We start from the raw sequence: 15,213 nt of genomic DNA, 5'->3' as shown, positions 1-15,213 counted from the left end.
GATGATTGAGTTACAACAAACGTGGATGCTACCAGCATTAATCGCAATTCCTTTTATTGCAGGATTGCTATGTTGGTTGGTCGAACGGTTTAATAAACGTCTACCGCGCTGGATTGCCTTAATCGGCATGACGTTGACCTTTGCTTTGTCATTAGTACTTTGGCAGCAGGGCGATTTTAGCGGTATGAGTCAGCAGGTCATTGCACCAAGCACAAACGTGCCTTGGGTGGCAGAATTTAGTGTGCCATGGATACCGAGCTTTGGTATTAGCTTTCACTTAGCGCTAGATGGCTTGTCACTGATGATGGTAGCCCTAACAGGGTTGCTTGGTGTAGCAGCCGTTGCTTGTTCGTGGAATGAGATTCAGCGCCGTGTTGGTTTTTTCCACCTGAACTTGCTATGGAGTTTGGGCGGCGTTATTGGTGTTTTCTTAGCCATTGATTTGTTCTTATTTTTCTTCTTTTGGGAGATGATGCTGGTTCCTATCTACTTCTTGATCGCGATTTGGGGTCATGATGTGGTTGGCAAAACCAAAGAATACGCCGCAACCAAGTTCTTTATTTATACCCAAGCGTCTGGGCTTATCATGCTCATCGGTATTTTGGTATTGGTCATTATCAGCTACGCTCAAAAAGGGGTAGTAAGCTTTAACTATAATGACTTGCTCGGTACGTCACTTGGCGGCTGGGAATATCCAATCATGCTGTGCTTCTTCATTGGCTTTGCGGTGAAGTTGCCAATCATTCCTTTCCACGGCTGGTTGCCAGATGCGCATGCGCAGGCACCAACGGCAGGTTCGGTGGATTTGGCAGGGGTGCTCATTAAGACTGCTGCATATGGTTTGATTCGTTTTGTGTTGCCGCTATTTCCAGCAGCGTCACAAGAGTTTGCGCCGATAGCGATTACCCTAGGTACGATTGGTATTTTCTACGGTGCATGGCTAGCGTTTATGCAGACTGATATGAAGCGTTTGCTGGCGTATACCAGTATCTCGCATATGGGTTTTGTGGTACTAGCAATCTATGCGGGAACATTACTCAGCTTACAAGGTCTGATGATTCAGATGCTTGCTCATGGTTTGAGTTCAGCCGCACTATTCATCATGGCAGGACAGCTATATGAGCGTCTGCATACACGCGATTTGACCTTGATGGGTGGTATGTGGGGGCAGTTCCGCTACTACGCGCCGATATTGATGTTCTTCTGTGCCGCGCTGCTAGGTATCCCAGGTACGGGTAACTTCATTGGCGAGTTCATGATTTTATTTGGCTCATTTGCTCAGTACCCAGTATTCGTTGTTTTTGCGACATTCAGTTTGGTATTAGCAGGTCTCTACTCGTTGATTTTGATTCATCGCGCACTATTTGGTGAAAACAACATCGCCGCATTGGCAGAGCGAGAGACTAAGTCACATGGCTTACCTGCACGTAAACTAAAAGATTTGGGCAAGCGCGAGCTGTCATTACTACTGATGCTAGCTGCTGGTTTGGTATGGCTCGGACTGTACCCACAGCCGTTCCTTGATACCTCAAGTCATGCTATGCAGTGGATCAATAACGCATATATATACAGTCAAGTGACACAGGTAGATGCGTCGCAGCTGCTTGATGTAATGGAGGCACGTTAAGTCATGAATGATATTACGATGAATGATTTGATAGGATTGTTGCCTTACGCGCCGATTATCGCCGTAGTGATTACGGTACTGACGGTTATGATCGCGATTACCTTTAAACGCTCACACATGGTCACTGGTACGATTACAGTGGCAGGCTTAAACATTGGTCTATTTACCCTGATCGGGCAGATGATCGGTGTGATTGAAAGCGGTTCTATCGCACCAAACGCTGAGCAGTTATTTGTTATAGATAACTTCGCTCAGTTTAATATGGTGGTGATTTTTATCTGTGCCTTGGCTTGTTGTACGCTGTCTTATGCGTATCTGGCCAACCTCAAAGACAATAAAGAAGAGCTGTATTTGCTCATGCTGCTATCGACCATTGGTGCATTACTCATGGTAAGCGCGCAGCATATGGCGTCATTCTTTATGAGCTTGGAGATGCTGTCAGTACCACTATATGGTTTGCTTGCTTATACTTATATGCGCAACCAGTCACTTGAGTCGGGATTGAAGTATTTAGTATTGTCGGCGACTGCATCAGCGACATTGCTGATGGGTATGGCCTTTATCTATGCAGAAGTAGGCTCACTAGCATTTAAGCCAATCAGCATGGTGTTGGGTAATATCTTTGAGTCGCCACTACTGATATTGGGTGCGGCAATGATGATGTTTGGTATCGCCTTTAAACTATCGGCTGCTCCTTTCCATATGTGGACGCCAGATGTTTATGAAGGTGCACCAGCGCCTATCGCTACCTTTTTAGCATCCGTATCAAAAGTGGCGATGATGGCACTAGCCGTGCGTTTCTTAATCGATACTGCTTTGCTGGCATTGCCATCAGTGCAAATGCTATTGATGGTCATGGCTACTTTATCTATTTTGGTAGGTAACTTGTTGGCAGTACGTCAAACTAGCCTGAAGCGTCTACTCGGTTACTCATCTATTGCTCATATGGGTTATGTGATGATCGTGATTGTCAGCATTGGTTCAGCCGCTGATAGTATCTCTAGTATGTATATGGCAGTCTATGCCTTTACTTCTATCGGTGCCTTTGGCGTAGTGACGTTGATGTCGAGTCCGTATCGCTTATCTGGTGAAGCCGATGAGTTGACGCATTATCAAGGGCTATTCTGGCGTCGTCCAGTATTGACTGCTGTGATGACCATCATGATGTTGTCATTGGCGGGTATTCCATTGACGGCTGGCTTTATTACCAAGCTGTTTGCTATCTTAGCTGCGGTACAAGGCACCAACTGGTTCTTGGCTGCGATGATTATCTTGGGCAGTGCGATTGGTCTATTCTACTACTTACGCGTTTTACTCACGCTGTTCAAACGTCCTAAGCAGTTCATCGAGTTTGACGTGTCTGGGCAATGGGGTATTCGTACCGGTGGTATCATGGTCATTGCTGTGACGGCGATTATTCTATTCTTTGGTATCTTGCCAAATAGTATGATTGAGTGGGCAAGTTTGGCTCGCATTTGGTAATGTCGCTGAGTTAATACGGCAGATAAGTCGCTGCGATCTATCTGTTGTTACGGTTAAAAAACCAAGATGCGCCAGCTTTATGATAAGCTTGGCGCATCTTTTTTATGCTTACCTTTTTGGTATTTATCTTCTTTTATCTATCAAAGGTATCTTATAAAAATACAGTTTAATAAAGTATAAGTGACGAATAATTATGAGTGATAATATTCAAACAGTAACGGTGCTCAGTAAAACCACATGGACGCCAAATTTATTTAGCTTTACCGTCAGTCGTCCCGATAGTTTTAAGTTTACAGCGGGGCAATTTGTACGTTTGGGTGTCAATCCTAGTCAATTAAAATATTATCAACAGACTGATGCAAGTGATGAAACTGCTGATATCGCATTGAATGAAGATGTCTTTCGCGCGTATTCGATTGTCTCTTCGCCATTTGATGAGGTGATAGAGTTTTTCTCTATCGTAATTCCTGACGGTGCATTTACCTCGCAATTACAGCACTTGCAAGTGGGTGATGAGCTACTGCTTAATACCATGCCATTTGGGTTTTTGACGTTAGCACGCTACCAAAAGCCATTGCCAAAAGACTTATGGCTGCTAGCAACAGGGACTGGTTTAGCACCGTTTTTGTCGATGCTGCAAGATTTAAAGACATGGGAAGATTACGAGCACATTGTATTGGCTTATAGCGCACGTTCGCTCGATGAACTTGCTTACGTTGAGAAAATCGAAAGCCTACAAGAAGACTTCGGCACGCTGGTTGATAATCCAGCAAGGCTTATCTTTATCCCAATCGTCACTCGTGAGCCTGTCGAAGGCGCGTTGTCAGAGCGTTTGCCGAAGCTACTGCTAGAGGGTACGTTGCAAGCGCGCGCAGGTATCGCATTAGATATTGATACTACGCATGTCATGCTATGCGGTAATCCAGATATGGTAGAAGATACCAAAGAGGCGTTAAAGACGTTGGGACTGGTAATGAATCGCCGCGGTGAAGGTAATATTGCTGTAGAGAACTATTGGTAGTTATCGACTTTAATAAAAAACGCTGCATCTATAAGGCCAAGAACCTCTAAGATGCAGCGTTTTTTTATGGGACAAAACATTGTCTTAAGCGATAAAACATTAGCAACTTACTCTTGGTTTGGCTCAGTCGCATCATCTACAGGGTTAATAGGGCCTTGCATCAATTCAGGATCGTCATCATCACCGATGATATCTTCGTTACTGCTGGCCGCCAGTAAATCACGATAGTTGATTTGAGCCTTCAAAATCATTTGCTCTTCTTCTAGCTCGCCATAATTTATCTGCACCTTATGCAAAGTACTCATGATTTTTTTGTTGTTTTTTAACCAACGATGGATATCGAGATAAATCACTTCGTCTTTTGCGCGAGCAATATTGACGTACGACAGAATAAAGCCTAAAGGGTCTTTTTTGAGGACGCTATGATAAAACCAAATCGCCAGTTTGACACCTTGACGTTTGATAAAAGACTCGCAGCGCAGATTTAATATATCGGTATAAGTTTGCTGACCAAATACAAAGCGCTGCACATTGCGATCGAGTTGGACGTGAACTAGGCTAAAGTTACTTGCTACTTCGGCATAGATGCCGCCTGCATTGACAGTGCAGTACAAACGAAACCAGTCATCATGCATCTCGACGCGTAGCTCTAAAATGGCTTTTACATTGTCGGTGACGAATTTTTGTAATGCATCGTTAACGTAAGTCTGTGTCACTGGCAATGACAACTCATCTTCGAACTTGTCCGTCGTCTTATTATAGATATCTTTAACCGATTGGGCGATACGCTCCCAACCACTGCCGAATGACTCGTCAAAACGATAGCCAATACTCTCGAAGAACTCATCAAAATTGTCTGAATTATTCACGTTATCAAAGTCACTCAAACTTATTATCCTTATAGGGCGCGTCATTCAATCGGTGACGTAAAAATGGCTAAACAAACTTTGCAGGCTATCATTAATTTAAACGAAAGCTAATCACTTATAATTTCTGAATATCTATGACCATTAGTAATTTTTATACTGATAGGTAGCAAAAGCGAAAAACTGACCTCTGATACTAGTGCGTAGTGAATCTGCACTTACTGTGCTGCTTATTCATCTACTGTGCCTAATTAAGACGATGCACAGTTTTGATTGTTGCAAAGTATCGTGCTGCTAATTCTATTGTGCTAAAGCAGTATATAACAAATATAGTGGCTTCAAAATGAACACATGCGTTTTATAGCAATTCATTTGGTATAGACAGTGTTTCGTCTGCCTTATATATTCTCAAATGCATGTTTTTCAATCAGCGGATAAGGTTACCAATACTGTATGGCAGCTGTCAAAATGCCGTCTCAGTGCTTATACTGGCGACATAATTCTATGTCATGTTATGATAGCGCCAGTGTAAATCATGCCTATCGTTACAACACTTGTTAAATAGTGCTTTGTACTGATGTGCTCACAAGCTGAGATTCATTGTGGCCTATATAAAAGACTCACAGAGCTATCATTTTTCCGCGCAAGCGCCCAAGCGCGATATAAGTTTGCCTGTCGCTATTGTTATTGCGGTGGCTGTTCATGTGCTGATTATTTTCGGGATTAGCTTTTCTATGGGAAAAGACCCAGCTGCTATGATGCAAGATGTAGCAAAGGCGCTGACCGATAACATGCAGCCCAATGAAGATGCCCACTTTATTGCCAATGCTTCACAAGAAGGCGGCGGTACAATAGAAGAGCAGCTCAGACAAGAGAACAATCAGCTAAGTGCAATGTCTGCTGAGCAAATAAGTGAGACTCAAGACATCGTTAACTTACAGCGTAAAGTGCGTCAGCAGCGCTATCAAGAAAGCTACCTACGCACGACGTTGAGTTGGCGTCAGGCCACTGTAGAGTCGGATAATGATAGCGAGCAAGCGCAAGATGATGCGATGGCACAAGAAGAGCGGCTACGTAAGCAGATTGCCACCTTAGAAGCTCAGCTATCTCAGCGTCAGCAGGTCTACGCGACCAAATCCAAAGTCGTGACCATGGATAGTAACTCGACCACACGGGGTGCGGCAGCCGATTATATCAATACATTCCGCGAGCATGTCGAGCGAGTGGGCAACTTGCACTATCCCGTGCAAGCGCGCGCACAAGGTATTACGGGTGAAGTACGGCTAATGGTTATCATCAGTAACGACGGCAATATCAAAGCCATTCGTTTGCTTGAAAGCTCGAACTCTACGATATTGGATGAAGCGGCCAAGCAGTCGGTACGACAAGCAGCACCTTTTGGTAAATTCACCGAAGACATGAGCGATATCGTCGAGCTGCGCTTGATACGTACTTACCGCTATAGTGATACAGTCGAAGTAACGTACTAAGGTTAACGTATTCATGCACTAAGAAGACAGATGCTAAGCAGAAAGTTACTGAAATTAAAGTTGCTGAAATTAAAGCTACTGAAAAAAATGTCACTGAAAACACAACTGCTAAGAATAACGCTTAACGCACCATTTTTCATCATTACAGATACCCAAGTTCATAACACACAGCTATAAAATAAAGAGTCAGTATGGAATTTTTAGGTTTTACCGTAGATGTTGCTACCTTAACGAGCAACGCCCTAGAGCTGGTCATTAAAGTCGCTTTAGCAATACTTATATTTATCGTTGGACGTTGGCTTGCCAAAAAAGCAGTCGCTTTTTCCGATCGCTTGATGACGCGTAGCCATCTGGACGAGACAGTTGCTAGTTTTCTAAGTCGTCTATTGTATGGCGTACTACTGGTCGTAGTGATTTTAGCTGCACTTAGCAAAGTCGGTGTACAGACTACTTCGGTCGTTGCGATCTTAGGTGGTGCCGCTGTTGCCGTTGGTTTGTCATTAAAAGACCAGCTATCAAATTTTGCCGCTGGTATTATGATTGTGACGTTTCGCCCGTTTGTACGCGGCGATTATGTACAGATTAGCAGCTACACAGGTACGGTGACTGAGATTACCTTGGTTAATACCCATCTGACGACCATTAACAATCACGATATCATCATTCCTAATAGCGATATCACGACTTCACCTGTGGTTAATTATACAGCGCTACCCAATCGCCGCGTCGATATCACGGTCGGTATTGGTTACGATGCTGATATCAAAACGGCTAAAGACGTGATGTTAAGTCTGGCAAGAAACAACCCATTGGCTTTCACTGATCCTGAGCCTATCGTACGAGTGACCAATCTAGGCGACAACTCAGTAGATCTTACCCTGAACGTTTGGACAACCAATGCCGACTGGTGGTCGATGCAATGCGAGCTACTAGAGCAATTCAAGCAAGCTCTAGATGATGAGAAAATCGAGATTCCATTCCCGCAGCGCAGTGTCCATGTTAAAGGCTTAGACCATATGATCAACCAAATGGGTCAAGCGCAAAAGTTGCCGCTATCTAAAGATTGATTGATAGCTGCTTAATAGTTAGAAGACTGTTTATTAAAGCAGTGCTAGTTTAGATATAAGGATTTGGTAGGTTTAGGCCTGCCAAAATCTCAATTTCAAAGTACTCCATCTCATCTTGTTCAGTTTGTCCGAGCTCATGATCAAAACCCAGTAGGTGTAGCACGCCATGCACTAGCAAATGGCTAATGTGTTGCGCCACGGTTTTGTCCTGTTCAGCCGCTTCACGTACTATCACTTCATGACAGATAATCAGCTCTCCAAGAGGCAATGTTGGCATTAGCTCAATGACGGCAGCAGGTAATTCGCTTGGATAAGACAAAATATTGGTCGCATAGTCCTTGCCGCGTGCTTCTAGATTTAGAGCACGGCCTTCGACGTCATCAGTGATATATATATCTAGTGTTTTAGACTTCTCTTGCCACAGCTCAGGATCAATATCTGCAAAATAGGGTAGGGTCAGATCATTATTAATACGACCGTCTATATAATCTAAAGTCGCCATCATGACTGATAGTAAATGCTCGCGATTATAAAAAGTATCTAATATTTCATCATCAATACTGTCGGTCGCACTGATATCAAGTGCTGCTAAACTAGCATGGTTACTAGCAATCTTGTCATCGAAATTAGTACTATCAGGTTGGCTCATATTGTTGTCCTTTTTATTAAAAATAAATGCGTTTTTAAGGCTGCATCGTTTACGTTATTTACTTAGCGGTTTTTTTATCATAAAAGTAGCTTAATTATTATCTCTCATTGCTAAGTTTTTGACTCATAAATAGAGGTATATGTATAGAATATATAGAGGCTACTATAGCTAAGTTGCTGGTAGGCGACTAGTAGTGAATATGCTAAATTCAATAAACTGTCGGTAAGAAAAAACCGGACTACTTTGAGTAATCCGGTTTTCTTATACAAGCTAAATGCTTATAGCAAATGATTGCAATGCAGTGATTAGCTTGATTATTACAGATTGGCTGCTGCATTAGCGACGGCTTGTCTACGCTCTTGTTCTTTAATACGTTCAAACTTACGTTTTTCTTCTAAAGCTATTTGCTCTTCATCAAACACATCATAGGCTTCAACAATTTGTTGTACCAATTGATGGCGTACCACGTCTTTTGAATCAAACTTTGTGATATGAATCTCTTCGATATCTTTTAGAATATCCATCGCTTGTGCCAAGCCTGATTTGTGACCACGTGGCAAATCCACCTGAGTAATGTCACCAGTGATGACAGCACGTGAGCCAAAGCCCAAACGTGTCAAAAACATTTTCATCTGTTCAGGCGTGGTGTTCTGCGCTTCATCTAGAATGACAAACGAGTTATTCAGAGTACGACCGCGCATATAGGCAAGCGGTGCTACTTCGATAATCTGACGCTCAATCATTTTACCGACTTTCTCAAAGCCTATCATCTCATAGAGTGCGTCATATAGCGGGCGTAAGTACGGATCGATTTTTTGGGTCAAATCACCTGGCAAAAAGCCCAGTTTTTCGCCAGCTTCTACCGCTGGACGCACTAGCAAAATACGCTCAATCTCATTACGCTCAAGCATATCGACGGCACATGCCACCGCTAGATACGTTTTACCCGTACCAGCTGGCCCAATACCAAATGACACGTCAGAGCTCAGGACGTTTTTTACGTAACGCTGTTGGTTGCCGCCACGCGGAACGATGCGGCCTTTACGTGTACGTAAACTGATGGGCGTAAACTCGCTAGCCTCATCCAAATTTTCATCATATTCCATGTCATCGTAGTCTTGCTCGTCTTCTTCGATGTCTTCATCACGAGAGAGACTAGATTGGATGATGAGGTGCAGCTCTTCTGCACTGATGTCTTTAGTATTCTGCGCTTCATCTACCATTTTGTAGATAATACGTTCACCGCGTTCGACATTGGTCACATCGCCACTCAGGCAAAAATCGCCTTGGCGTTGCATGATTTTAATATCGAGGCGTTCTTGGATATATTTCATGTGATTGTTGTATTCACCAAGCACGGTTTTTAGCTGTGCTGGGGTCAATGATTCAAACTTTATACGGCGGCTCATGGAATCAGTCAAGCGATTATCCTTTTATTGTGTACCCGACGCTATGATTTGATTTTAATTGCGTGGCGGGTTGCAGAGATAAAATAGTTAGTGGCGTTACAGTATTTAGGTGATAAAAAGATTGTAGATAATAAAAATGACGGCGATATTATTGTTGTTTTGGTGGAAGGTCGTAAATGAAAGTAATGAAAAGTCTTGCCTTCATTATGGTAGAGAATTTTTAAATTTCAAGCCATACATCAGATAGATGACACTGTTTTTGTATGCGGATTGCAACTGCTATAGCGATTTCCTATAGATTGATTCGATGTTGCTATCAGTTCTATATAATTCATCGCTACCCATCGTATGACAGCGCTTCAATAAGATTAAGATTTTTGAGTTTTATAAATATAAACCTCGTTTATGATGAGAGTAAAGAAACGATTTGTCTACGGTTAAGACCACGGCAGAATAGACAATTTGTGGTAATCTATGGGCGATACCATAGATTGCTGCAACCCATCTAACCACGACAGTAACGTGATAAAAATTATAAAATAAAGTCAGTGATGAGCGGCTATCTATCATAAATAAACTGCTTGTCCAAAAAATCACACTAGGAAAATAACGATGCAAGATACTGATTCACATTTATCCAATGCTGACAGCATACCTAAAAAGTTCGACAGCATCTCTAAAAAGAAAGAAGCGATAACTGACCAGCAAGTGCTTATCGCAGGTGGTGGTCATGTTGGTTTGTCTTTTGCATTGCTATTGGCCCATCACGGTATTGCGAGCACCTTATTAGAAAAAAACAGCTATCCAACCATCAGTCCAACGGATGATAGTACTCGCAGCCATTATTTAGACAGTCGCAATACGGCGTTATCACGGCGCACGGTACAGATATATCAAGAGATTGGACTGTGGGATGAGTTACAAAGTCATGCCTGCCGTATCGACACCGTACAGATTAGTGAGCAAGGCAGTTTTGGGCGCGCGCAGCTGAATAAAGCAGAGGAAAAGGTCGAGTCATTTGGACAGGTCATCGAAAACGCTTGGTTGGGCCGTAAGCTTTTATTAGCCGCACAGCAAGAGCCATTAATTACCTTAATAGATAATGCCAATGTGACAACTGTCCAGCAGCAGGCCGATAGTGTGACACTTAGCTTTAATTATAACGATGAAGCCGAAAACGAGCAGCAGCTGCAAGCTAGCGTATTAGTCGCTTGTGATGGGCGTGATTCTACAGTACGCCAATTACTAGATATCGGTACAACTACGTATGACTATCAGCAAACGGCCATCGTCGGCGTAGTAGAGACAGATACGCCACACGAGCATGCAGCGATTGAGCGTTTCAGTCCAGCTGGCCCACTTGCTGTGCTCCCACTGACTGATCCAGAGGGCGATGGTAATGATGAGTATCAACAAGGCTACAGACGCTCTGTGGTGTGGGTATGCCCAACAGGTGAAGAAACCAGATATCTGGAAGACGACGCCCATTTCTTGCAGACGTTACAGCAAGCCTTCGGTCAACGCGCTGGCAAGTTCACCGCTGCTGGTCGCCGCGGAGCCTATCCATTGACCCGCGTACTAGCGGATAAGCAGGTAGAAAGGCGCTGCGTCATTATGGGCAATGCCGCTCATACTTTGCACCCTGTCGCTGGTCAAGGCTTTAATCTCTGCATGCGAGATGCGCATGTGCTGGCACAAATGCTGAACACACAAGTGCTCAAAGGCGCAGATATTGGTGATGCACAGTTATTAAAGCGTTATGAAAAAGCACGTCAAACTGACCAGAAGAGAGTGATTCGTTTTTGTGATGCGGTGGTACATGGCTTCACGCATCCTAACCCAGCGATTAAGCTGGCACGAAATATGGCGCTATTGGCCTTTGATAAATTGCCGAATATCAAGCCATTAGTCGCCACTTATGCGATGGGTCTAAAATCATAGCGCTATAGTTAATCTTCTTTAAAAGAGTGACAGCGTTAACCTCGCTTGAAGTATTGCCTATACATCTGCACTCGGTTGCCTCGTCTCTCTTTTAAACTGAATCAACTATATGTAATTAAGATTGATAATAAGCATTCTAATATTGAACAATATTGAGAGACACCTTATGAAAAACAACCAGACGCTGATTATCGGTAGCGGTATCGTTGGGGCAACGCTTGCTCTAAAGCTGGCACAAGCAAAAATGCCAGTGACGTTGATTGATGCCCGTCCTGAGCGTGATGAGTCAGCTTGGCACAACACCCTTAGCAAACGTGATGCACGTGTCTATGCACTCAGTATGGCTAGTATTAATTTGCTTAAGGACGTTGGCGCGTGGCAACATATTGCCGCCTCTAAACGCAAAGCAGACTACTCGCAAATGCAGGTGTGGCAGCTAAATGGTATGGGTGAGTTATTATTTGGCGAAAGTGAAGGTATTGGCGCCGAGGATAATAGTGGTAAAAATCATGAGCCTACATTATTAGGTAGTATGGTTGAGCCTGCTGTTATCGAGTACGCACTGTGGCAACGCTTGCATGAAGCTGATGTCAGTGAGTATCTGACCCTTATCGCTGGTCATAAAGTTGTCAATATGGATTGGCTAGGGGCGCAGCAAGGTTATCGTGTAACTCTAGACAATGGCGAATCGATTGATGCGAGTCTATTAGTTGGTGCTGATGGGCGCGGTTCATTTGTCCGTCAGCAAGCAGGGATTGGCGTAGATATGCTTGATTATAATCAAACCGCGATTTGCTGTGCGATTCAGACTGAGAAACCGCATCAAGCGACAGCACGTCAAGCCATGCTACCAACAGGTACGTTGGCACTATTGCCATTAGCAGATATAACCGATGCTGATAAGACAAATCCGCAGCATTGGCAGTCGATAGTATGGACATTGCCGCGCAATCAAGCGTTGGCATTGATAGAGGAAGAAGATCGTTTTATTGCTGATAAGTTAGCAGTTGCAAGCAATTATGAGCTGGGTGCGATTAATCAAATTGAGTCTATCGCTAGTTTTCCATTAGCGGCTCAGCAAGCGAAAAGCTACGTCGCTGACAACTTGGTACTCATTGGTGATGCAGCTCATGGCGTACATCCGCTGGCGGGTCAAGGGTTGAACCTTGGCATGCTGGATGTGCAAGTATTATGTGAGCAGTTAACGCATGATTTTGCCCGTAGTGGTGGTATGCTTTGGGGTAGCAATCAAACGCTACGTCATTATGAGCGTTCGCGCCGTCCGCATAATAGCCTAATGATGCATAGCTTTTCTGCGCTTAACTGGTTATTTGCAGGGTCGCTTGCTCAATTGCGCCCTGTGCAGCAGATACGTAATGAGGGCATGTACCGAGTCAGTAAAATAAAACCATTGATGCACTTGTTTGCTAAGCAGGCGAGTGGGGTATAGGGGTGTTCCTTCTTGAATGACCAGAAGAGTAATAAGTAAGAACTTAGCTTTTCGATGAGAAAAGATGACGAGTTGAATGAATTTTATCTTGATGTTTCTAAGCTGCATACGTCAGTATTTGATTAGAAAAATAAAAGGATTTTAAGATGAGTATTCTTAGAAAGGGTACGAAAAAATACGAATTGGTTAAAAAGTCGAGAGAGTCTGCTTTGGCAGCAGTTCAGATATTTAACAATCCTAATATTACGTTCAAGTCGGAAGCATTCTCAGTCTTAATCATAATTAGTTGGACGTATCTTTTACATGCTTATTATGAAGATAAAAATATTGATTATCGTTATTATAAAAAGCCAAATCAACGTAAAATCTTTGATAGAACTAAACATGGCGCATATAAACATTGGGAGCTTGAGCGATGTTTAGATAATACGAATAGCCCAATAGATAGAGAGTCTACCTTAAATTTAAAGTTTTTAATAGGCTTACGTCATGAGATTGAGCATCAGATGACGTCTAGGATTGATGATAGTTTGAGTGCTAGATATCAGGCATGCTGTTTAAACTATAATTACTACATCTGTAAGTTTTTTGGTAAAGAGTTCGGTATAGAAAAACATTTATCATTTAGCTTACAGTTCTCAAGCATATCCGAGGAACAAAAAGATCTTTTATCAGAGTTTGAGGATTTACCTAGTAATATTAAAAGTTATGTAACTCGCTTTGATAACTCTGTTTCAGACGAAGATTTTGGCAGTCCGAAGTATGCTTATAGAATATTGTTTGTGCCCAAAACTGTTAATAAAAGAGGACAAGCAGATAAAGTAATTGAGTTCTTAAAACCAGATGATCCATTGGCTGCAAAGGTAAATACAGAGTATCAGTTAATAAAAGAGACTGAGAAAGTTAAATATCGACCTAGTAAGATCAAAGAGATAATGAATAATGCTGGATTTGCAGGTTTCTCGATTCATCATCATACAAAATTATGGCAATCTTTAGATGCAAAAAATAATTCAAAAGGATATGGCGTAAAGATTGAGCAGCAATGGTATTGGTATGAAAGATGGTTAGATGTGGTTAAGCAGCATTGTCGAGACAATGCAAATATCTACCAATAAAACACTTTCAAATCATCTGTCATTGAGATGTAATCTCACTAGATTTAAACTGGAGTTATGGCTATTATCCCAATGCTGAGAAAAACACCATCAGTACTGGCGAGACAATATTAATTAGGAAACCAAAGCTAATCGCTAGTGGCACGACTTTTAGACCACCTGACTGTTGAATGATAGGCAAGGTAAAGTCTAAGCTGGTCGCGCCGCCAAGCCCAACCGCGGCAGAAGGGTATTTGCGCATAAATACCGGAATAAAGATTAACGCAAAGAACTCACGTACCAAGTCATTGAATAACGCGACACTACCCCAAACCGCGCCATAAGCATCGGTCATGACAATCGCTGAGAGCGAGTACCAACCAAACCCCGACGATAGCGCTAAGCCTTTCGTCCATGACACATCCGTAAATAGTAGCGCAAATATAAGCCCGCCTGCCAATACCGCTAGCGTAAAGATGACACTCATTTCTACGCCGCGTTTATTGAGTAATACTTCTTTTAAGGTGATGCCCGAGCCTTTTAAGCCTATACCAACCAGTAATATCAAAATCATCAGCATGACGGTCATAGAGTTTTCAGGCGGCATATAATCAGCAGGCAAGAAATAGCCAATCACCATCCCAATCACCACACAAACCACTTGCGCCAAGCTACCTCGAATGCTCACCCGATGCTCTTTAGATTTTACACTTGGTTTTTTGGCATGCCACGGACGCAGATGGTCAAACACCATAAGCGCAAACAATCCTGTACCAATTGTTAATATTGATAGGACGGTGACATACAGCGCAATTTCACCCAGCTGATTGCCTAGACCTTCTACCTGAGACAGTTCAATACCGATCAACGCCAGGATGATAAATACTAGATATGATAGACCTTTGTCGGCCACTTTTGTCATAGTAGGGTTAGACGGAATGGCAAAGCCAATAAACATTGGCATTAATACCAGAACAAGGGTGACTAGGCTTTCCATGATGACGGGCTCGCAGCATTTTTAATAAGGCGTTTTTAAGAAGCTGAAGATTGTACCATATAAGGTTAACAGTATTGATATGAGCCACTAAGATTCATTGCAAATCATTGGTCGTTG

At 42.9% G+C, this 15,213-nt stretch carries 12 protein-coding genes; 8 read left to right on the top strand and 4 right to left on the bottom strand.

Annotated features, from left to right (window positions below; translation table 11 throughout):
* Window position 1: 1 nt before the first annotated feature.
* From nuoM to Q0788_RS04755, 3 genes are all read left to right on the top strand, one after another.
* Window positions 2–1,627 carry an NADH-quinone oxidoreductase subunit M gene (gene nuoM, locus Q0788_RS04765; protein WP_298808285.1) on the top strand — a complete coding sequence of 542 codons (1,626 nt, stop codon included), beginning with the start codon at window positions 2–4 and terminating at the stop codon, window positions 1,625–1,627.
* 3 nt (window positions 1,628–1,630) lie between these two features.
* Window positions 1,631–3,109, top strand: coding sequence for an NADH-quinone oxidoreductase subunit N (locus Q0788_RS04760; protein ID WP_102091037.1), 1,479 nt, complete (start codon window positions 1,631–1,633; stop codon window positions 3,107–3,109).
* A gap of 193 nt (window positions 3,110–3,302) precedes the next feature.
* Complete coding sequence (locus Q0788_RS04755; RefSeq protein ID WP_298808282.1) at window positions 3,303–4,130, top strand: ferredoxin--NADP reductase; 828 nt, start codon at window positions 3,303–3,305, stop codon at window positions 4,128–4,130.
* A gap of 107 nt (window positions 4,131–4,237) precedes the next feature.
* Here Q0788_RS04755 and Q0788_RS04750 read toward each other — a convergent pair whose 3' ends face one another.
* Complete coding sequence (locus Q0788_RS04750) at window positions 4,238–5,017, bottom strand: hypothetical protein (RefSeq protein ID WP_298808279.1); 780 nt, start codon at window positions 5,015–5,017, stop codon at window positions 4,238–4,240.
* A gap of 581 nt (window positions 5,018–5,598) precedes the next feature.
* Here Q0788_RS04750 and Q0788_RS04745 point away from each other — a divergent pair.
* Window positions 5,599–6,486 carry a TonB family protein gene (locus Q0788_RS04745; RefSeq protein WP_296207385.1) on the top strand — a complete coding sequence of 296 codons (888 nt, stop codon included), beginning with the start codon at window positions 5,599–5,601 and terminating at the stop codon, window positions 6,484–6,486.
* 191 nt (window positions 6,487–6,677) lie between these two features.
* The gene (locus Q0788_RS04740) at window positions 6,678–7,553 is read left to right on the top strand and encodes a mechanosensitive ion channel domain-containing protein (protein ID WP_102092965.1); all 876 of its coding nucleotides are present in this window, start codon (window positions 6,678–6,680) and stop codon (window positions 7,551–7,553) included.
* Window positions 7,554–7,602: 49 nt separating this feature from the next.
* Here Q0788_RS04740 and ybeY read toward each other — a convergent pair whose 3' ends face one another.
* Both ybeY and Q0788_RS04730 read right to left on the bottom strand, forming a co-directional pair.
* Window positions 7,603–8,202: an rRNA maturation RNase YbeY gene (gene ybeY, locus Q0788_RS04735; protein WP_298808274.1), complete on the bottom strand. Its 600-nt coding sequence runs from the start codon at window positions 8,200–8,202 to the stop codon at window positions 7,603–7,605.
* 317 nt (window positions 8,203–8,519) lie between these two features.
* Complete coding sequence (locus Q0788_RS04730) at window positions 8,520–9,623, bottom strand: PhoH family protein (protein ID WP_298808272.1); 1,104 nt, start codon at window positions 9,621–9,623, stop codon at window positions 8,520–8,522.
* Window positions 9,624–10,223: 600 nt separating this feature from the next.
* Between Q0788_RS04730 and Q0788_RS04725 the strand changes: the two genes are divergently transcribed.
* The 3 genes from Q0788_RS04725 to Q0788_RS04715 all read left to right on the top strand — a co-directional run bounded on the left by Q0788_RS04725 (window position 10,224) and on the right by Q0788_RS04715 (window position 14,120).
* Window positions 10,224–11,552 carry a UbiH/UbiF/VisC/COQ6 family ubiquinone biosynthesis hydroxylase gene (locus Q0788_RS04725; protein ID WP_298808270.1) on the top strand — a complete coding sequence of 443 codons (1,329 nt, stop codon included), beginning with the start codon at window positions 10,224–10,226 and terminating at the stop codon, window positions 11,550–11,552.
* Window positions 11,553–11,718: 166 nt separating this feature from the next.
* Window positions 11,719–13,002 (top strand): FAD-dependent oxidoreductase, encoded by a 1,284-nt coding sequence (locus Q0788_RS04720; protein WP_298808268.1) that lies wholly within the window; start codon window positions 11,719–11,721, stop codon window positions 13,000–13,002.
* A gap of 146 nt (window positions 13,003–13,148) precedes the next feature.
* The gene (locus Q0788_RS04715; protein WP_298808266.1) at window positions 13,149–14,120 is read left to right on the top strand and encodes a DUF3644 domain-containing protein; all 972 of its coding nucleotides are present in this window, start codon (window positions 13,149–13,151) and stop codon (window positions 14,118–14,120) included.
* A gap of 64 nt (window positions 14,121–14,184) precedes the next feature.
* Here the strand turns inward: Q0788_RS04715 and Q0788_RS04710 are convergent, their stop codons facing one another.
* A complete protein-coding gene (locus Q0788_RS04710) occupies window positions 14,185–15,096 on the bottom strand; it encodes a lysine exporter LysO family protein (protein ID WP_298808264.1) in 912 nt (303 codons plus the stop codon).
* Window positions 15,097–15,213 lie beyond the last annotated feature (117 nt).

Source organism: uncultured Psychrobacter sp. (assembly GCF_947500265.1).
In the GTDB taxonomy this organism is placed as follows: domain Bacteria; phylum Pseudomonadota; class Gammaproteobacteria; order Pseudomonadales; family Moraxellaceae; genus Psychrobacter.
The sequence above is the reverse complement of the archived record's forward strand: the minus strand, read 5'-3'. Positions and strand labels throughout refer to the sequence as shown.